The 18,847-nt window shown below is 66.2% G+C and carries 17 protein-coding genes; 10 read left to right on the forward strand and 7 right to left on the reverse strand.

Annotated features, from left to right (window positions below):
- Nucleotides 1-36: 36 nt before the first annotated feature.
- From menD to J7E83_RS19520, 4 genes are all read right to left on the reverse strand, one after another.
- Nucleotides 37-1,725: a 2-succinyl-5-enolpyruvyl-6-hydroxy-3-cyclohexene-1-carboxylic-acid synthase gene (gene menD, locus J7E83_RS19505; protein WP_251044194.1), complete on the reverse strand. Its 1,689-nt coding sequence runs from the start codon at nt 1,723-1,725 to the stop codon at nt 37-39.
- 323 nt (nt 1,726-2,048) lie between these two features.
- Nucleotides 2,049-4,130 (reverse strand): PhoX family phosphatase, encoded by a 2,082-nt coding sequence (locus J7E83_RS19510; protein ID WP_214965510.1) that lies wholly within the window; start codon nt 4,128-4,130, stop codon nt 2,049-2,051.
- A gap of 250 nt (nt 4,131-4,380) precedes the next feature.
- Nucleotides 4,381-5,391, reverse strand: coding sequence for an o-succinylbenzoate synthase (locus tag J7E83_RS19515; protein WP_214965512.1), 1,011 nt, complete (start codon nt 5,389-5,391; stop codon nt 4,381-4,383).
- 61 nt (nt 5,392-5,452) lie between these two features.
- Nucleotides 5,453-6,469: a magnesium and cobalt transport protein CorA gene (locus J7E83_RS19520; protein ID WP_214965513.1), complete on the reverse strand. Its 1,017-nt coding sequence runs from the start codon at nt 6,467-6,469 to the stop codon at nt 5,453-5,455.
- A gap of 246 nt (nt 6,470-6,715) precedes the next feature.
- Between J7E83_RS19520 and J7E83_RS19525 the strand changes: the two genes are divergently transcribed.
- The 8 genes from J7E83_RS19525 (at nt 6,716) to J7E83_RS19560 (ending at nt 14,226) form a co-directional block, all read left to right on the forward strand.
- Entirely contained in the window at nt 6,716-7,441 is a 726-nt protein-coding gene (locus J7E83_RS19525; RefSeq protein ID WP_311379812.1) for a glycosyltransferase family 2 protein, read from the forward strand.
- Nucleotides 7,438-8,118, forward strand: coding sequence for a DUF2064 domain-containing protein (locus J7E83_RS19530; RefSeq protein WP_214965514.1), 681 nt, complete (start codon nt 7,438-7,440; stop codon nt 8,116-8,118). Before J7E83_RS19525 ends, J7E83_RS19530 begins: the two co-directional genes overlap by 4 nt.
- A complete protein-coding gene (locus J7E83_RS19535; RefSeq protein WP_214965516.1) occupies nt 8,115-8,855 on the forward strand; it encodes a methyltransferase domain-containing protein in 741 nt (246 codons plus the stop codon). The genes J7E83_RS19530 and J7E83_RS19535 overlap by 4 nt, the downstream gene beginning before the upstream one ends.
- A gap of 101 nt (nt 8,856-8,956) precedes the next feature.
- Nucleotides 8,957-10,429, forward strand: coding sequence for a glycosyltransferase family 87 protein (locus J7E83_RS19540; protein ID WP_214965518.1), 1,473 nt, complete (start codon nt 8,957-8,959; stop codon nt 10,427-10,429).
- A gap of 50 nt (nt 10,430-10,479) precedes the next feature.
- Entirely contained in the window at nt 10,480-11,358 is an 879-nt protein-coding gene (locus J7E83_RS19545) for an MTAP family purine nucleoside phosphorylase (protein WP_214965520.1), read from the forward strand.
- Nucleotides 11,355-12,416: an NAD(P)-dependent oxidoreductase gene (locus tag J7E83_RS19550; protein WP_214965522.1), complete on the forward strand. Its 1,062-nt coding sequence runs from the start codon at nt 11,355-11,357 to the stop codon at nt 12,414-12,416. Before J7E83_RS19545 ends, J7E83_RS19550 begins: the two co-directional genes overlap by 4 nt.
- A gap of 170 nt (nt 12,417-12,586) precedes the next feature.
- Nucleotides 12,587-13,759 (forward strand): molybdopterin-dependent oxidoreductase, encoded by a 1,173-nt coding sequence (locus tag J7E83_RS19555; RefSeq protein ID WP_214965524.1) that lies wholly within the window; start codon nt 12,587-12,589, stop codon nt 13,757-13,759.
- Nucleotides 13,756-14,226 (forward strand): hypothetical protein, encoded by a 471-nt coding sequence (locus tag J7E83_RS19560; RefSeq protein ID WP_214965526.1) that lies wholly within the window; start codon nt 13,756-13,758, stop codon nt 14,224-14,226. The genes J7E83_RS19555 and J7E83_RS19560 overlap by 4 nt, the downstream gene beginning before the upstream one ends.
- A 30-nt stretch (nt 14,227-14,256) precedes the next feature.
- Here the strand turns inward: J7E83_RS19560 and J7E83_RS19565 are convergent, their stop codons facing one another.
- Together J7E83_RS19565 and J7E83_RS19570 are read right to left on the reverse strand one after the other, a co-directional pair.
- Nucleotides 14,257-15,273, reverse strand: coding sequence for a cation diffusion facilitator family transporter (locus J7E83_RS19565; RefSeq protein ID WP_214965528.1), 1,017 nt, complete (start codon nt 15,271-15,273; stop codon nt 14,257-14,259).
- Complete coding sequence (locus J7E83_RS19570) at nt 15,270-15,638, reverse strand: metalloregulator ArsR/SmtB family transcription factor (RefSeq protein WP_214965531.1); 369 nt, start codon at nt 15,636-15,638, stop codon at nt 15,270-15,272. Before J7E83_RS19570 ends, J7E83_RS19565 begins: the two co-directional genes overlap by 4 nt.
- A gap of 91 nt (nt 15,639-15,729) precedes the next feature.
- Here J7E83_RS19570 and J7E83_RS19575 point away from each other — a divergent pair, with 91 nt between their 5' ends.
- Nucleotides 15,730-16,926, forward strand: coding sequence for an MFS transporter (locus J7E83_RS19575; protein WP_214965533.1), 1,197 nt, complete (start codon nt 15,730-15,732; stop codon nt 16,924-16,926).
- A 33-nt stretch (nt 16,927-16,959) separates the two neighbouring features.
- On the opposite strand, the gene J7E83_RS19580 is transcribed toward J7E83_RS19575, so the two are convergent.
- A complete protein-coding gene (locus J7E83_RS19580; protein WP_214965535.1) occupies nt 16,960-17,592 on the reverse strand; it encodes a DedA family protein in 633 nt (210 codons plus the stop codon).
- A gap of 328 nt (nt 17,593-17,920) precedes the next feature.
- On the opposite strand from J7E83_RS19580, the gene J7E83_RS19585 reads away from it, so the two are divergent.
- Nucleotides 17,921-18,829, forward strand: a complete 909-nt coding sequence (locus tag J7E83_RS19585) for a phosphatase PAP2 family protein (RefSeq protein WP_214965537.1) — start codon at nt 17,921-17,923, stop codon at nt 18,827-18,829.
- Nucleotides 18,830-18,847 lie beyond the last annotated feature (18 nt).

Here is an 18,847-nt window from a genome sequence, read left to right on the forward strand (position 1 = left end):
GGCCGTCCTTTTCTTGTGACAGTCAGCTTATGAGGGTCAGCCGGCAAGCACTCCGTCGACGGCGGCGGCTACTGCCGCTTTGATCCGACCGTGCAGGGCTCGGAGATCGTGCCGATCTGTGCGCACCTCGATGATGGTTCGCCCTGCGAACGGTGCGGCGAGCGCTTCGGCAAGTCCCGCCGTCGTGCTTACCGCGCAGTGCCCGACGCCGTACGCTGCGGCGAGTGCGGCGATATCCACTGAGTGGGGGGTGCCGAACAGGCGTTCGACGGTGCCTCCGTAGCCACCTGCCTCGGCCACCGCACCGTGCTCGAGGAGGCCGAAGATGGCTCCGCCGGAGTCGTTAAGGACCACGATGCGCAGCTGCGGCTGTTCCTCGCCGGCACCGAGAAGAAGGCCGCCGGTGTCGTGCAGGAAGGTGACATCGCCCAGCAGCACCGTGGTTTCCTGGCGACCCCCGACGGCGATGCCGGTGGCGGTGGCGATGGTGCCGTCGATCCCGGCAAGGCCGCGGTTGGCGAAGACGGTGGCGGACGGTTCGGCGGCGGGCTGGCCGGCGAGGTCGACATCGCGGATGCCGTTCGACGATCCCAGCAGCAACTGCCCGCGGGCGTGCTTCCAGACGAGTGCGCCGACAGCCGGGCCTGTGGCGGCGGTTTCTGCGGCCAGAACCCCGTCGAGCGCATGCTGGGCGGCGGATGCGGCCAGCAGCCAGGCATCCAGCCAGGCTGACGGTCCGCAGCCGGCGAAATCGGCGAGGTCGGCGAGGCTTTCCAGCGGGAGCTCAGTCCGCCGGCCGGGCTCGTACCAGGCGACCGGGACCGGCTGGTACAACGCGGACGGCACGTCGGCGCGGGCCAGCAGCGACGCAACAGGCCTGGACAGCGTGGGCCGGCCGAATAGCACCACCCGCTCAATGGGCATGGCGGAACCGGGCCCAAAATGTTCGATCAGCAGCCGGTACGGGCCCACGGCGTTCGGCCCGAAGCGCGCGTTGGAGGACGGCTCGGCAAGCAGCGGCAGCCCGTTGGCGCGGGCGAACGCCTCGGCTACGGGGCCGGCGTCGTGCCCTGCCAGGACAACAGTGCGCCGCACCGGCAGGTCCTCGGCAGGCGGCGCCAGGCTCATGGTCAGTGGCTCGGTGCCGATCCGGAAGCGCTGCCGGCGCGATGCTGGCGGGAGCTGCTCCTCCGGCGCGGGAATGAGCGGGTCGCGGAAGGCAAGGTTGAGCTGGACCGGGCCGGGGGCAAGGTCCGAGAACGCCCCGGTGGCGGCGGACAAGGCTGTCTCCACGGCGCGGAGCGGACTGCTCCCGGCCGGGATATCCGCGGCGAAGCGCACGTGCTCGCCGAACAGGTCCAGCTGGATGGTGGTCTGGTTGGCGCCGGTGCCGCGAAGCTCCTCAGGCCGATCGGCGGAGAGGACTACGAGAGGTACGGCGGCGTGGTTGGCCTCCATCACCGACGGCATCAAATTCCCGACGGCGGTCCCGGACGTCGTGAGGACGGCCGCCGGTGAGCCGGTGGAGAGGGCCAGGCCCAGGGCAGTGAATCCAGCCGTCCTTTCGTCGATCCGGACCATCAGCTCGACTCGTCCGGCCGCCTCGGCTTCGGCCAGGGCGTAGGCCATCGGCGCCGACCGCGACCCCGGCGAAACCACCACGTACTGGACGCCGCCGCCGATCAGGGCGTCGGACGCGATCCGCGCCGCCGCGACGGAATCCAGATTGAGCGCGGCGGCGGCTTCTGGGGCGCCGGTGGAGTCGCCTTCGGATAGCGGGGCGTCGGACGCGGCGAAGGCGTCGAGGGGCTCGAGGGGGTTCTCGGAAGTCACCGAACCAGTCTGCCACCCCTCCAACGCTCTCTCACCACCTGTCCCCAAAACCCCAACGCTCTCTCACCACCTGCACCCAAAAGCCCAACGCTCTCTCACTTCCTGTGCCGTGAAGGACGGGACGTGAGAGAGCGTTCCCCAAAAACATGCGAAAAGTGAGAGAGCGTTGCCTCCTAATCGGCAGGATCTGAGAGAGCGTCGGGGTGGGGGAAAGCCTAGGCGTCGGTGCGGAAGACCTGGATCACTGCCGGACGGGGCGCCCGCGCCTGGCTGGCTGCCGGCGTCGTACCTGCCGACACATAATCCGGGAAGTAGGAGTGTTGGTCCGCGAAGGATCCTTCCTCGCCTGGGTGCTGCACGGCCACGAAGACTGACCGCTCATCGTCGTGGATTACCGGGCCGCAGGTTTCCGCTTCGCGCGGCACGGCCAGGAACTGCTCCACTCTGCCGCGTTCAGCCCCGGCCAAGGTCACCTTGAAGAGTCCGTCAGCGTAGCCGATGCTGGAGGGCGCGCCGTCGGTGGAGATCCAGAGGTTGCCCACGGAATCGAAGGCCACGTTATCCGGGCATGAGATCGGCGAGACCTGGTCCTTGGGGAAGCCGGCGAAGTAAGTCGAGGTGTTCCTGGCCGGGTCGCCGCAAACCATGAGCAAGTTCCACGCGAATTTGGTGGATGTCTGGTCACCGGTTTCGGTGATTTCCACAATGTGGCCGTCGCGGTTGAGGCTGCGCGGGTTGACCTCGGTAGGGCCCTCCTTGCCCGGCTTCCCCCGGTCCGAGTTGTTGGTGCAGACCACGTAGACCTTGCCCGTGAGAAGGCTGGGCTGGACGTCCTCGCAGCGGTCCATCTTGGTGGGGCCCACCTTGTCCGCGGCGAGGCGGGTGTACACCAGAACCTCTTCTACCGACATGCCGGCCACGGCTGACTTTCCGCCCACGACCAGGGGAAGCCATTCGCCGGAGCCGTCGAACGCGCCGTCGGCCGGGAGCGTGCCCGTGCCGCTGATTTCGGCGGCCGGCGAGTCCCCGGTGAACTTGGCAACGTAGAGGTCACCGGCGGAGAGCAGCGTCATGTTGTGCTGACGGTCTCCGTCCCGGTATTTCTCGGCGGAGACGAACTTATAGAGGTAGTCGAAGCGCTCGTCGTCGCCCATGTACGCCACCACGTGGCCGGACTCGGCGACGATGACGTTCGCGCCCTCGTGCTTGAAGCGGCCCATTGCGGAGTGCTTCTTCGGCGTGGAGGTGGGATCGAAGGGGTCCACCTCCACGATCCAGCCGAAGCGGTTGGTCTCGTTGGCGTAGCCGGCGTTGCGCGTGTCGAAGCGTGGATCGTCCAGCTCCCATTTGCGGGCTGTGGCCGACGACGTGAGGCCGTAGCGCTTGTCGCTTGCCGAGGTGCCGGCCGAGACGAAGTATCCGTTGAAGTTCTCCTCGCCCGAGAGGACGGTGCCCCAAGGCGTGGTGCCGCCCGAGCAGTTGCCCAAAGTGCCCAGGATGGTCCGGCCGGTCGGGTCGGCTGCCGTCTTGACCAGCGATGAGCCTGCGGCGGGGCCGGTCAGTTCGTACGTGGTGTCGGTGAGGAACCGGCGGTTCAGCGGGGCGCCCTTGACGTAAGTCCACGGCTTGTTCTTGTTCTTGCGCTCCAGCTCCACCACCGTGAGCCCGTGGGCGGCACGGCCGATGCCCCGCGTCAGTGCGGCGTCAAACGTGGCCGGAACCATGATGTTCTCGTTGGTGTACTCGTGGTTGGTGAACAGGACGGCGCGCCGGTCCTTCGACCCCTCGATGGGCAGGATGTCCGTGTAGTCATTGTTGTAGCCGAACTGCCGGGCCTGGGCCGCAGGGGTTTGGTTTGCCAGGTCGAACTCCGGGGAATCACTGAACAGCGGGTCACCCCAGCGGATCACCGGCTGCCAGGTGAAGCCTTTCGGTACGGTCACGGCGTCGACTGCGGCGTCCACGGGTGCGATAGCGGTGAACGTCAGCTTCGACTTGCCGAATCCAGCCTTAGCGGCAGCCGAGAGGCCCGGACCCGCGGCAGTTGCCGTCTCTGCGGAGGTCACGGCACTGCCGAGTACGACGGCGAGAGCACCGGCGGCGCCGACCCCCAGGGCGGCGCGGCGGGTGAGGGTGGCGGAGGCGATGTCGCGGAAGTAGCTGTTGGAGCTCGTGTTGCAGACATCGCCGGCGCAGGCGTTGTCGCATTTAAGGGCGCAGGTGACTGCGCTGCGCTTGCCCTTGGTATGGCCGAGCATGGGCAGCAGAGTGAACTTGCGGGCGGTCGTTTCAGACATGGGGGCCTTCCAGGGAATTCGGTGATGTCCCGCCCACCCTGTCAGCCGATTCCAAAGCGCAGCCGTCAGCCAGATGAAATTCCGGTGAAGCCGGGGGTAACCGCGAGAAGTGCGAGAGGAACGGCCGAAAACGTGCGGGATGTGAGAGAGCGTTCGGTCGAAAGCGACAGGACGTGAGAGAGCGTTCGGTGGAAAGCGACAGGATGTGAGAGAGCGTTCGGCCGAAAGCGGCAGGACGTGAGAGAGCGTCTCAGGGGGTGAGGAGGGCGTGGACGCGGCGGAGGCGGTCGAGCCACCAGTCCCTTCGATCAGCAGGAGCCGCGAACTGCTGCAGCAGTCCGGCGTCGGCGTGAACCTCGCGGAGGCGGATGGCGCCGTCGTCGGCCATCAGGGGGTCCGCAGTGACGTCCGAGGTAAAAAGGGAGACGGTCCCCAGCCCGCACGCATAAGGCAGTTCCGGGAGGGCCGCGGCGAGCGCCAGCCCGGCACGGATTCCCACGGACGTCTCCAGGGCGGAACTCACGACGGCGGGCAGCCCCGCCTGCGCCACGAGGTCAAGCGCCCGCCGTACTCCCCCGAGCGGAGCCACCTTGACCACGATCAGGTCGGCCGCGCCGGCGCGCGCCACCTTGAGGGGGTCCTCTTCCTTGCGCACGCTTTCGTCGGCGGCGATCAGCACCGGCGTCCTTGCGGCCCGCAGCTGGCGGCGCACTTCCGCGAGACCCTCAATGGTCGGCACCGGCTGCTCTGCGTATTCAAGCCCGACGGCGGCCAGCCGGGTCAGTGCGTCAACTGCCTGAGGCACGTCCCAGCCGCCGTTGGCGTCCACCCGGATGGCGGCATCCGGCAGGGCGGAGCGGACGGCGGCGAGGCGGGCGGTGTCGTCGTCGAGGGTTTGGCCGCGTTCTGCCACCTTGACCTTGACGGCGTCCACCCGGCCGAAGCGGGCAAGAACGTCCGGGACGCGGTCCGCCGAAACAGCGGGCACGGTGGCGTTGACGGGAATGCTCGTCCGCAGGGCGGGGGGGAAACCGTCCCAGCCGGCCTCGACGGCGGCCGCCAGCCAGCGCGAGGCCTCGGCGTCGGCGTATTCGGGGAACGGGCAGAACTCTCCCCATCCGAGCGGACCTCGCAACAGCAGGGATTCTCGCTGCAGAATGCCGCGAAACTTCACGCGCATGGGGATGCTGACCACGTGCGCTGAGGACAGCAGCTCCTCCAGGGAGGGGAAGATGAGCGGCGAAGGGGCGTCGGCGGGCATGGTTTCACTGTACAAGCGGCCGGAACCGCGGAGGCAGCCTACATGCGCCTATGTGCATAACCTAGATCCACTTGTTGTGCTTGAACATCCAGAACAGGGCAAGCCCCATGGCGACCATCAGGCTGAGCGCCATGGGGTAGCCGAAGATCCAGTCGAGCTCGGGCATGGTGTGGAAGTTCATGCCGTAGATGGTGCCGATCAGGGTAGGCGCGAACAGGATGGCCGCCCACGACGATATGCGTTTGACCTGCTCGTTCTGTGCATAGCTGGATTCGGTGAGCCGGCGCATCTCGTCGTTCTGGCGCTGTGCCACGAGGGCCGCATTGACGGCGAGCGCGTTCTGGAGCAGGGTGCGAAAAGAGGCCACCCGGTCGTTCAACCGGATCACGTGGTCCAGCACGTCGCGGAAGTGGTCCTGCAACTCCTTCCCGGGCTCCCGCTCGGGCGTGCCGGCCATCAGCTCCTGAAGCATGCCCACCAGCGGCCCGGTGGCGCGCTGGAAGGTGATGACCTGGCGGGACAGTTCGTAGATCCGGCGAGAGACGTCCGGGTCGGCGCCGAAGAGGTCGTCCTCGATCTCGTCCACGTCGTTCTCCAGTCCGGCGACGACGGGTTCATATTCGTCCACCACCTGGTCGAGGATCCCGTAGAGCACGGCGTCCGGCCCCAGCGCGAGGAACTCCGGCATGGATTCCATCCGCATCCGCACCTTGGCCAGATCCGGTGACTCCGCATGGCGGACGGTCACCACATAATCCTGGCCGACGAACACATGGATTTCGCCGAAGTCCACTTTCTCCACGTCGTCGAGGTAGCGGGCGGGGCGCAGCACCAGGAAAACGCATTCGCCGTAGTGCTCCAGTTTGGCTCGCTGGTGTCCGGCCAGCGCATCCTCGACGGCAAGGGAGTTGAGGTTGAACTCCTCCGCCACGGACTGAAGCTCGTGCACGTCCGGCCGGTACAGGCCTATCCACGCCATTCCCTCACGTTGGCGCAGCAGAAAGTAGGTCTCGTCCAGGCTCTCGGGATCCGCTGTCCGTCGGCCGTCCACGTACACCGCGTTATTAATGATGGCCACCGCCATGCCTCCTTCGGACAGGATCGTGCTGAACCAGCGAGTACGGAACCAGGGGCCCCTGGCTGTGAGGTTAGACCTTCTCAGCCGAGACGCCAAGATGTCGAGGACGGAGGTCGACCTGTGTAGGTCAGGCTGAAGGGACGATGTAGTCCCCGGGTTCCGAGGCACTTTCGGCGGCTATAAGTGTCCGGGTTTCGTAAGGTTTGACGGGCAAAGCAAAGACGTCGGAACACTAGCCTTGGAAAGGTGACCGCAATAACCGGAGCCATCGTCGACGTCGTTCTTCCTTGTTTGAACGAGCGGGACGCCCTGCAATGGGTGCTCTCCCGCATGCCGGAGGAATACCGGGCCATCGTTGTTGACAACGGCTCTACCGATGGCTCCGCCGAGCTCGCGGCCAGTCTGGGTGCCACCGTCGTCACGGAGCAGCGGCGGGGGTTCGGGGCGGCCGCGCACGCCGGCCTGCGGGCGGCGACGGCAGAGTTCGTGGCGTTCTGTGACTGTGACGGTTCCCTGGACCCGGCTCAACTGCCGACGCTTTTGGCTCCCATCATGGACGGCAAAGCGGATCTGGTCCTGGGCAGCCGGCAGCCGCAGCGCGGGGCCTGGCCCCCGCATGCCCGCATAGCCAATATTGTGTTGGCGTGGCGGCTGCGCCGGCTGACCCGGGAACATGTGACTGACCTCGGACCCATGCGGGCAGCGCACCGTCTCCAGCTCCTGTCCTTGGGATTGGAGGACCGCCGCAGCGGATACCCGCTGGAGATGTTCCTCAAGGCGAGCCAACGCGGCTGGCGGATCATGGAAATCCCCGTGCCCTACGCCCCTCGCACCGGCAGATCCAAAGTGACCGGCACGGTCCGCGGAACTCTGACGGCGGTGCGGGACATGTCAGCACAGCTCAAGGCTGCCGCGGCGGCTTCGGCTTCCGGACCGGTCCGCAAGGTCAACGGCAGCGAAGAACCCGCATGAGGAACACAATGGATCTGACAGTGGCAGTTATTGCCAAGCAGTGCCTGCCCGGACGGGTCAAGACACGGCTCAGTCCTCCCCTGACGCGCGAGGACGCCGCCGCCCTGGCACAACTGAGTCTCAGCCGCACCTTAGACACGGTCCGTTCCCTCCCGGCGCGGCACCGGCTCTTAGTCATGGAAGGTACGCCGGGCAGAAGGGACGCGGAGCGATTCACTGTGGTGCCGCAGGCGTCCGGAGACCTGGCCGAACGGCTCGCCGCCATCTGCGATGCAGTATCCGGCCCGCTGCTGATAATCGGCATGGATACGCCACAACTTTCGCGAAACCACCTCGCTCCACTGCTCCAGGACTGGTCCTCAGCTGCACCCTGCCACGCGGCGTGGATGGGCCCCGCAACCGATGGCGGGTTTTGGGCCCTGGCATTGCGCCAGCCCGACGGCGCCCTGATCCGGGGCGTGCCGATGTCCACGGGCGCGACCGGATCACGGCAGCTCCGCAGGCTCTCCGGTGCGGGGCTCAGTACCGGATTGCTTCCCGAGCTGAGGGACATGGACGACTTCGGCGACGCATTGCAGATCGCTGCCCAGATTCCTGACACGGACTTCTCATACGCCGTGGGTGAGGCCGAGGGCCGGCTGGACGGCTCACTGCTGAATGCCGGAGCAGTACGGTGACGGCCACGGGGGCAGCACCGGGGGTAGCGCCGGAGGCAGCACCGGGGGTAGCGCCGGCGGTCCACTTCGGCCAGGGCCACCGCGAGCCATACGCGCTGGCGCTACAGGACGGATACGGCAAATTGACGCTGCGTCCGGACAGCGACAACCCTCCGGGAAACCTCGTGGAGTTCGATGTTCACGGCTGGTGCGCAGAGGCCAGCATCATGGAGCGGTCCCTGCTGGGGAGTCTCCGGGGGCCGGTCCTTGACGTGGGCTGCGGTCCGGGCCGGCTTCTCGCTGCGGCCGGGCAGCTGGGCCTCGCCGCTATGGGCATCGATACGAGCGCGGAAGCAGTCCGCCGGGCCTGCGGCCGGGGAGTCCATGCACTGGAGCAGTCAATTTTCGCCGCGGTACCCCACAGCGGCCATTGGCAATCGGTCATCCTGCTCGATGGCAACATCGGCATCGGAGGAGGCGTCACGTCCCTGCTGCGTCGCTGCCGCCAAGTCATCGCACCGTCCGGGACGCTCCTGGTGGAAGTAGACGCCGAGGACATCGATACCGCCTACTCGGCTGTATTGGAAGACTGGCACGGGAACCGGAGCGAACCGTTCTCGTGGGCCCGGACCGGCGCTGCCGGTCTCATGATTCGGACACACGCCACCGGCTGGATCGTGACGGAAATCCGGCACGTTCAGGGCCGGGTGTTCTGCTGGCTTAGACCACAGACTGGGCAGGCACGTTCAATCCCCTGACAGGGATAGCCGGGAGCAGCTCCGGCACCACGGCAAACCAACGGCAGAATTTGCAGGGCGTACATGGACTGGACTCGAACAGGAATGAGGCAGGATCAAGGGTGGCTCCCAGTGCAGTAATAACACCCGACGGCGCCAGCGCCAGGTTCAGGTTGTTTGTCGTTCTTCCGTCTCTGCTTTCGCTGGAAGCGGCCCTGATGTGCTGGATGGTGCTCCCCGGCAACGGGTTCGAATCGGCGCCCATAGTTGGGACGTGCCTTTCCTGGCTGGTTCTCCTCGCGGCTGTCCGCACGCTGCGGCACATACCGCGGCACCGGGTAGCCGCCGTGGTCATCGCCGGCACGGTTCTCCTCGGCCTGGTTGCGGCAAGCGCGCCGCCCCGGACCAGCAACGATTCTGCCCGGTACGCGTGGGACGGGATCGTCCAAAAAGCCGGTATCTCGCCGTATTCGTATGTTCCGCTCGATGAAACGTTGAGCAGCCTCCGGCCCCCGTGGCTGTTCGCCCCCGGCTCGTCAGATTCCGCTGGAAGGACTGTCTGCCCCGGCGACCTCTTCGGGACCGAGTCAGTTGCCTCTTCCGGCTTTCCCTCCGGCAGCCCGCTGTGCACGGCGATCAACAGACCCCAGGTGCCCACGATCTATCCGCCGACCGCCGAAATCTACTTCCTTGCGGTGCGTGCGGCGGTCCCGGACACTGCCGGTTACCAGCCTTTCCAGCTGGCCGGTCTGGGCATCAGCGTGGCCGTAACGCTGATGCTGCTCCGCGTCCTGTCCCGCCGCCGCCGGCCCGCGTATTTGGCTGCTGTGTGGGCCTGGAGCCCATTCGTGCAGCTCGAAGCCGTGAACAACGCCCACGTCGATGTCCTGGGCGGAGCCCTTATCCTTGCGGCAGGAATGCTGCTGGTCAGGGGCAGGCCGCTGCGCTCCGGAGTGGCTTTCGGGGCCGCGATGGCAACCAAACTCATTCCGGTCATCGCCGCGCCCGCGCTGCTTTTCCGGCGCCCGGCACGCTTTATCGCCGCGGCCCTGAGTACGTTCGTACTGCTCTATGCTCCCTATCTGGCGGCCGCCGGTACAGGTGTCCTGGGCTTCCTGCCCGGTTATCTCAAGGAAGAGGGCTACAGCCAGAGCAGCGGCATCCGGTTCGGACTCGCGCAGCTCGTCTCCGCCGGCCCCTGGCCGCCGGTGCTCAGCGCCGCCGCGTTGACCGTCGTCGCCTTGACAATGCTCCGGCGGACCCGGCCCGGAAACGTTTGGGACCAGCAGACGGTCATGATCGGAATCACGCTGCTCATTGTCAGCCCGAACTACCCCTGGTATGCACTGATGCTGTTGCCGTTCATCGTCCTGAGCCGGCGCTGGGAGTACGTGGCCGTGATCCTCGCCCTGGATGCCATTTACATGGTGCCGTCCGCCGCCCCCTACAGCGAGCCGATCAACCAGAGCTTCCTGATCGCCGCCGCCCTTGCGGTCGCAGCCGGGGCGTGGCTGCGACACCGCGCCGAGATCCTGCGGGCCGCCGGGTCTGCAATCGAGGCCCAGGTACCAAACCGCACCCGCGAACCGCGTTGAACACGCCGTTCGTGCCACAGAATCACTCACACCAATGGCAGGATGACCCTATGGAGCAATCGTCCTCCGGCCCAGGCACGGCGCGCATCGGAATCATTGGAGGTTCCGGGACCTACCGGCTCCCCGGCGCAACCGTCCACGCCACTGTCGACGTCGAGACGCCCTTCGGGCCGCCGTCGGGCCCTGTGACGCTGGCGCACCTTGCCGGACGGACCGTGGCGTTCCTCCCCCGCCACGGCGGGGAACACTCCCTGCCGCCGCAGAAGGTCAACTACCGGGCCAACCTCTGGGCGCTCAAAAGCCTCGGGGTCCAGGCGGTGATCTCGTCGTCGGCCGTGGGCGGGTTGCGGGAAGGCTTCGGGCCCGACACGTTCGTCGTCACCGACCAGCTGATCGACCGTACCTGGGGACGTTCCGATACTTTCTTCGACGGCACCGTGGTGGAGGGCGTCGCCCCGGCCGGTGTCCAGCATTTGCCGGCCTCCGAACCTTTCTGCCCGGCACTGCGGTCACTGCTTTGTGCTTCGCTTGCCGCACAGGACCTGAACTACGTCCCGCAAGGAACAGTGGTGGTGGTAAACGGGCCTCGCTTTTCGACGAAGGCAGAGTCGGCCTGGTATGTCACTGGTGGCGCGGACATCATCAGCATGACCCAATACCCCGAACCCGTCCTGGCGGCCGAGCTCAACATGGGCTTCGCCAACCTGGCCTTCATTACGGATTCGGACACCGGACACGACGGCTCGGATCCTGTCACCGCCGACGCCGTCTTTGCCCGCATAAAGGATGCCCAGCGCAACATCCTCACCGTGATCGAAGCGACCGTTGCCGCCATCGGGGATGACTACGCGCCACGCACGCTGATAAAACAGGGCGCCGTGGACCGGATCATGGCGCTCCCCGCCGTTCGTGAGGTTTCCGTACTTTGAAGCTGCTGGTCACCGGCGGTGCCGGCTTCATCGGTTCGCACATCGTGGACGCCGCACTCGCCAAGGGGTGGTCGGTGCGGGTACTGGATTCACTGGACCCGGGCCTCCACCCCAAGCCGCCTGCCTTCGACCCGCGGGTGGAGCTGCTGACCGCAGATGCCGCTGACCCGGACGCAGTTAGTGAGGCGCTGGAAGGAATCGATACCGTCTGCCATCAGAGTGCCAAGGTGGGGCTCGGAGTCAGTTTCGCGGACGCGCCGGACTACATCCGCAGCAACGACTATGCCACCGCTGTCCTTCTGGCGGCCATGGAACGCCACGGCATCCTCCGGCTCGTCCTTGCCTCCTCGATGGTCGTCTACGGGGAAGGAGCCTACACCGATCCCGACACGGGTCTGCCGGTCCGGCCCGGGCCCCGCGCCGAGGCCGACCTGAGGGCCGGCGTCTACGATCCCCGGAACCCGGAAACAGGCGCAGTCCTTGAGCCGTCGTTGGTCACCGAGGATGCACGCCTCGACCCGCGCAACGTCTACGCCGCGTCGAAACTGAGCCAGGAGCATCTCACTGCAGCCTGGGCCCGCAGCACCGGCGGCCGGGCCATCGCCCTGCGCTACCACAATGTGTACGGCCCTCGGATGCCACGGGATACGCCCTACGCAGGCGTCGCGTCACTCTTCCGATCGTCCCTTGCCCGCGGTGAGGCGCCGAGGGTCTTCGAAGACGGCAACCAGCGCCGCAGTTTTATCCACGTCCGGGACGTCGCCACAGCAAACATCATCGCCCTCGAGTCGGTGTCCGGGGACGGCGCGCCGGGCTTCCGCGCCTATAACGTGGGAGCGGACGAGGTGCACACCATTGGCGACGTAGCCCGGGCTCTGAGCACTTACAGTGCCGGCCCCGCGCCCGTTGTCACCGGCCTTTACAGGCTCGGGGACGTGCGGCATATCACCGCGTCCTCGGAGCTGATTAAGGCAGAGCTCGGCTGGTCGCCCGCGGTGGGCTTTGACGAAGGCATGCGCGAGTTCGCCACCGCTCCACTGCGTGGTCAGTCCGACTGAGGGGTACCCGCGGGGGTACCCGCGGGGGTACCCGCGACAACGACAGTGCGGGGTGGTGAGCGCAGCGGCATAAGGCTTACGGTTCCGGCGGCACTTCCAGTGCTTCAAGCTTCCGGGTTTCGTAAGGTTTGACCGGCCCGTTTCGGCCCGGAAAGTGGTGATATCTAAGTATGCAAAAGCTGACCGAGGCCTTGGCCGCCAAGTTCGCCTCGCCGACCCGAAGCACGCGCCTGACAGTGGTTGTCGGCCGTTGGCTGGGCGTGAGTTTTACGGTCTGCTTCCTCACCGGTCTGCTCAGCCACGGGCTCCAGGAGCCACCGGGGTGGATGTTCTTCCCCACCCGCCCGGTCTGGATCTACCAGTTCACCCAAGGACTGCATGTCACGGCCGGGATAGCGTCCATCCCACTGCTGATGGCGAAACTATGGTCCGTGTACCCGGAGCTGCTCAAATGGCCACCGGTCCGATCAGTGGCCCATGGACTCGAGCGGGCATCAATCGCGCTGTTCATTGCCTCCTCGCTGCTGGAGCTGACAACAGGTCTGATCAATACCTACAAGTGGTACCCCTGGCCGTTCCCTTTCCGCCAGACCCACTACTGGCTAGCGTGGGTAATCTGGGGATCGCTGCTGCTGCACGTAGCCTTGAAACTTCCCTCCATCATGGCCCATTGGCGCGGGCGTGCCATCGAAAACCCTGCGACAGCGTCCGTGACTGGTGCTGCGGGGACGGGCGCAACAGCTCCGGGACGGTGGTCTCGGCGGGCATTCCTTACCGGCCTGGGCGTGAGCACAGGGGTGCTGGTGCTCACCACAGCTGGCCAGTCTTTTTCCTGGCTCGGCCGACTCAATCTGTTCGCCCCGCGGGTCATGGATACCGGACCGCAGTCAGTCCCGGTGAACCGGACCGCGGACGATGCGAAGGTGGCCGGTCTTGCCCGGGCCGGGGACTGGTCCCTTACCGTCACCCATCACCGGGCCAGCCGGACGTTCAGCCTTGCTGAACTCCACGCGCTGCCGCAGTTCAGCCAAGAGCTCCCCATCGCCTGCGTCGAGGGCTGGAGCCAGATGGCCCAGTGGCGTGGCGTGCGGATGCGGGACCTGCTCCACAGTGTCGGGGCATCTCCGGACTCGGCACTGCGCGTGACTAGCCTTGAGCCCGAGGGCGCCTACAGACTCATGTCCATGCCGGCAGAGTACGCCCGCGACGAGCGGACTCTCGTGGCGCTGGAACTCAACGGCAGCGTCCTGGACCTTGACCACGGCTATCCCGCAAGGATCATTGCACCTGGCCGTCCGGGTGTCCTTCAAACCAAATGGCTGCAGTCCGTGGAGATCCTGTGAACACGCCAAAGGCCGACACGCCCGTCAAGACCATCAGAATAATTCTGGGGCTCGCAGGGGCCGGACTGATCGGCTATGGCCTGCTGGGCCTTCCCACGCAACTGGGGCCGGCCGAGTTGGTGGGACTGCTGACCTGGATGGCCGTCGGCCTCCTGCTTCACGACGGTGTTATCGTTCCGCTGTCCACCCTGGCCGGTGCCGGACTAACCCGCTTGAGCTTCGGGCTGCGGCCCACCTCTGTCGCGCTGCTGCGCGGAGCACTCATGACCGGTACCGTGGTGACCCTCATAACCGGAATCCTGCTGAAGGCGCAGTCTGTAGCCCGAAGCACCACTGTGCTTGAGGTCGACTACGCCGGGCACCTTCTCTGGTTCTGGACGGTTCTAGCCCTTGCCTCCGCGGCGGCGATCTACGTTTCTGAACGGTCCGGATCCACCGGTCCGACCATTGGCGATAGACAGACGTGAATGGCAAGCATGGCCGGCATCGCAATACAGCTAGCGCACCACCACCAGGACGCTTCCGACGTTCCGGATATTGCGGCGGACTGCTTCCTCCAGGTCCTTTGTCAGGGCAGTCAGGTCAGGCAAGTTCCAGTCCGGATCGGCCGGGAGGTGGATCTCGACCTGGAGCCGGTGCCCGCTCCAGCGCAGCCTGACGGTGGATGACCTGGGAGCCACAGACTGGATGGCTTCTTCCGTGCGGTCCAGCAGCGCCGGGTCGACGCCGTCGAGGAGTCGGCGGCCGATGTCCCGGGCAGTTCCCCACAGCAGGACAAATATTGTGATGGAGATCAGGATGCCGATGATTGGATCGGCCAAAGGGAATCCGAGCCAGACGCCGATGACACCGGCCACGACGGCAAGGGACGTGAAGCCATCGGTCCTGGCATGTACCCCATCGGCGACGAGGGCGGCGGAGCCGATCTCCTTGCCGACATGGATCCGGTAGACGGCGACAATCTCGTTGCCTGCGAAGCCGATGAGCCCAGCCGCCAGCACCCAGCCAAGGTTGTGGAGGGGCTGAGGCTGCAGCATCCGGATGACCGACTCGCCGGCGGCCACCACTGCCGAGAGCGCCACCATCGCGACGATGAACAGACCCGCCAGATCCTCGACCCGCCCAAAGCCGTAGTTGTACGTGCGGGTAACTGGGCGGCGGCTCAGTGCGAACGCCACCCACAATGGCACAGCGGTCAGGGCGTCCGAGAAGTTATGGATCGTATCCGCCAGCAGTGCCACAGAACCGCTGAACACGAAAACAGCCAATTGCAGCACGGAGGTGACCGCCAATACGGCCAGGGATATCTTCAGGGCGCGGATGCCTTTGGCGGAGGACTCCATCGCGTCATCCACCGAGTCAGCGGAGTCGTGGCTGTGCGGCACGAACAGTCTGTGGAGGAAGCTCTTCAGCCCACCAGGATGGGAGTGCCCGTGGTCGTGGGAGTGCCCGTGGTCCTGCTCCTGCAGCGAAGCGGGGCTGTGGCTGTGAGTGTGCCTCCGTGTCTGACTCATGCGTCCTCTCCCGTTTCCGCGCCGGGCTGGTGATGGCGGGGTGTGCCGCCCAGCGAGTGTTCTGCCTGGAAGATCGCGTCGGCGACCAACTGCCGGGCGTGCTCGTTTTCCAGCCGGTAATAGACCCGGGTGCCCGCCTGCCGGGTGGAAACCATCCGCGCCAGCCGCATTTTCGCTAGGTGCTGGGACACTGATGCCTGGGACTTGCCCACCGTCTCGGACAGATCGTTGACAGACCTTTCCCCGTCTCGAAGAGCCAGGATCAGGCGCACTCGAGTGGCGTCGGCAAGCATGGCAAATACTTCCACTGCCAGTTCCACGTACTCGCTGTCGAGGTTCCTGCCGCATACGCTATCTGCATTCATAAGAATATTCTTACATAGTTGAATGAACTGATGGATCCCCCGCGGCCGCGAACTCCGCAGCGAATACGCGGCAGGCGTTACCATCAGTCTCATGAAGCCCGCCCCGGCCAGCACCGCTCGGAGAACGTCAGCCCCCTTATACGCTGCCGGTTTCGTCACAGCCTTCGGCGCGCACAGCATTGCCACGGGCCTGGGCGCGCAGAGCGGGAACATCGGCCTGACCATCCTCAACCTGGGCATCCTGCTCGCCGTGTATGACGTCTCCGAGGTTTTCCTCAAGCCGGTCTTCGGTGGACTCAGTGACCGGATCGGCGCCAAGCCCGTTATCGTCGGCGGCCTCGTGGGCTTTGCCGCGCTCTCGCTGATCGGACTGTGGGCGGCCAACCCCCTCATACTGGGCCTGGCCAGGCTGGGTCAGGGTGCCGCCGCCTCAGCCTTCTCGCCGGCGTCGTCCGCCATGGTCGCCCGGTTGGCTGCGGGGAAGAACGCCGGTACCTACTTTGGCCGGTACGGATCATGGAAGAGCCTCGGTTACGTCATCGGGCCGCTCCTTGGGGCAGGCCTGATTCTCGCCGGCGGTTTTGCCTTACTGTTCGGTGTCCTTTCGGGGCTGGCCGCCGTGACGGCTGTGTGGGTTTTGGTGGCCGTGCCGCATCTGGAACCACTCCCGCGTCAGCGCTACACCGTACTGGACCTCGCCCGCCAGGTCACCGAGCGCCGATTCCTGGTACCCACCGTGGTGCTGGCAGCCTCAACCGGCGCGCTCGGAGCAGCAATCGGTTTCCTTCCCGCGCTGGCCACCCGTCACGGACTCGACCCCATTGCCGGAACGGCGGCAGTGAGCGTCCTGGCTGTCGCCTCGTTGTTGATCCAGCCACGGGCCGGCAAGCTCCGCGACCTGCGCCGCATCAGCGACACCCAAGGCATGACTGCCGGACTCCTGCTCACCGCCAGCGGGGTCGCCATCCTGGCACTGATCCCAGGTCCGGCCACCCTGTTCATCGCCGCAGCGGCCATCGGTACCGGCGTCGGCATGGCCACCCCGCTGGGTTTTGCCCACCTTGCGGATACCACTCCTCCCGAACGGATAGGCCGGACCATGGGCTCCGCCGAGCTGGGACGCGAACTCGGCGACGCCGGCGGACCCCTCCTCGTTGGCGGCATAGCCACCCTCACCAGCCTGCCGTTTGGCCTGGGCGCCCTCGCGGTTCTCATCGCGGCGGCCAGTATCCCCCGGCTCACCGGCAACGACCGGATCAAGACGGACGACGGCGGCGCCCACCATTGAGGGGTCGCGCTGAGGGGCCTACGACCCCGGGTGTCAGCTGGCTTCCGCGCCTTCCTGGCGATTCCGCTCCTTGCGGGCCTTTCGGACGCGCCAGATGACCAGGGCGATCACTGCCAGCACGCCGATCACGACGGCGATGTCCCGCCCTGCGGCCTTGGCCACCGCTTCATAGGAATTACCTGCCAGGAAGCCGAGGAGCACGAAACCTGTGCCCCAGACAACGCCCCCGGCCAGGTTGAAAGCGAGGAAACGCAGGTAAGGCATACGGGCTGTCCCTGCCAGCGCGGGCATCACGGCCCGGAAGAACGCCACGAACCGTCCCAGGAAAACGGCGGCCCCTCCTTTGCGGCGGAGAAAGGACTGTGCCTCGTCGAGTTTCCCGCGTTTCGTCCTGAAGACGCGCAGGTCAAGAAACCGCGGACCGAAATGTTTGCCCACTTCGTATCCCACCGAGTCACCGATGACCGCCGCCATCACCACCAGCACCATCATCAGCCACAATTGGACGGTTCCCCGGCTGGCCAACACACCACCCAGCACCGCAGCCGTCTCGCCGGGCAAAACGAATCCCACGAAAACTGCGTCCTCGGCGAACACCAGGCAGGCAACCAGCACGTAGGCGAGGATGGGCGGAACGTTCAGGATCCCGTCAACAAATTGGGTCATCCGCAGACTCCTTCGCCGGGCCGCACCTGCGCAGTCCCTGGGCCGGGGAAGCACGTGGCCTGTAGCCGACAATACCTGTAGCCGACAATACTCGTCGGTGAACCTTGAGGAACCCTGCGGGACGTCCGCACGGGCGTCCGGGATTCCGCGGGGCTGGGATTCCCCAGCTTTGGATTTCCGGAGCTCCAGGAAACCGCCGGAATCGGCCGATCGCGGAAACCGACACGCGGTTGCCCCTCCCAAACCTGGGGAATTCCCGACGTCGGCCCGGCACCAAGAGGCTGCACGCCCGAAGGCGCCTCCCAGCTTTCTGTGACACCCTTAACTGATGACCTTTTCACGACAGGCTCCGGCCCGGGCTTCGCAGCGACCCGCCCCGGGCTCCGGTTTTATGTTTGCGTTCGCCACGCTGGCCTGCATCGTGGGGCTAATCGCCACGTACTACTACTTCGTCCAGACCACTACGGGCCAGTTCATCGACGAGTCCGCACTGGTCGAAGCCGTGGACATCCACGGTCCCGCCGGCAAGGCAGCCACGCAGTTCCTGGACTGGCTGCCCACCATCTCGCTGGTGATGGCCGCCGTCGTGGTTCTGTTCGTGACGGTGATCCGGCGCCGCTGGGCCGCCGCGGGGATCGCGGTGACCGCGTGCATCGGAGCGAACATTGCTACCCAAATCCTGAAGGATGTGCTCCCGGCCCGCCCCGACAAGGGTGTCATCACGCTGGAGCTCAACTCGCTGCCGTCCGGGCACACCACGCTGGCGGCGTCCGCGGCGGCGGCGGTGTTCCTGATGGCATCCCCGCGCTGGCGCCCGATGGCGGGGTTCGTCGGAGGCACCTTTGCCATCGCGTCCGGAGTTTCCACGCTGATCAACCAGTGGCACCGCCCGGCCGACGTCGTCGCAGCCTTCCTGTTGGTGGGCGCCTTCATGATCCCCGCCGGCTGGCTGATCCTGCGCTACCACGGGTGGTGGAACGTGTGGGAAGGCTTCGGCAGGCACTGGGGATCCGCGAAAATCTGGGTCACTTTACCGGTGGTGATCGGGCTCGCCTCTGCCGCGGTGGCAGTGTATTCGCTGGCCAAGATCGCGCCGGGCCCGGGCCGGGAGGACAGCACCACCAACTATTTCTGGGCGGGCATCTCGCTCATTGTGATTGCCGGGTATCTGGCCACGGTCGCCACCACCTCGCTGTTCGCGTATGCGGCCCGACGGCAGGTCCCGCCTTCGCGCTGACCACGCCACGTCCTCTTC

It is taken from the genome of Arthrobacter sp. ISL-48 (assembly GCF_018613805.1).
Taxonomy (GTDB): domain Bacteria; phylum Actinomycetota; class Actinomycetes; order Actinomycetales; family Micrococcaceae; genus Arthrobacter.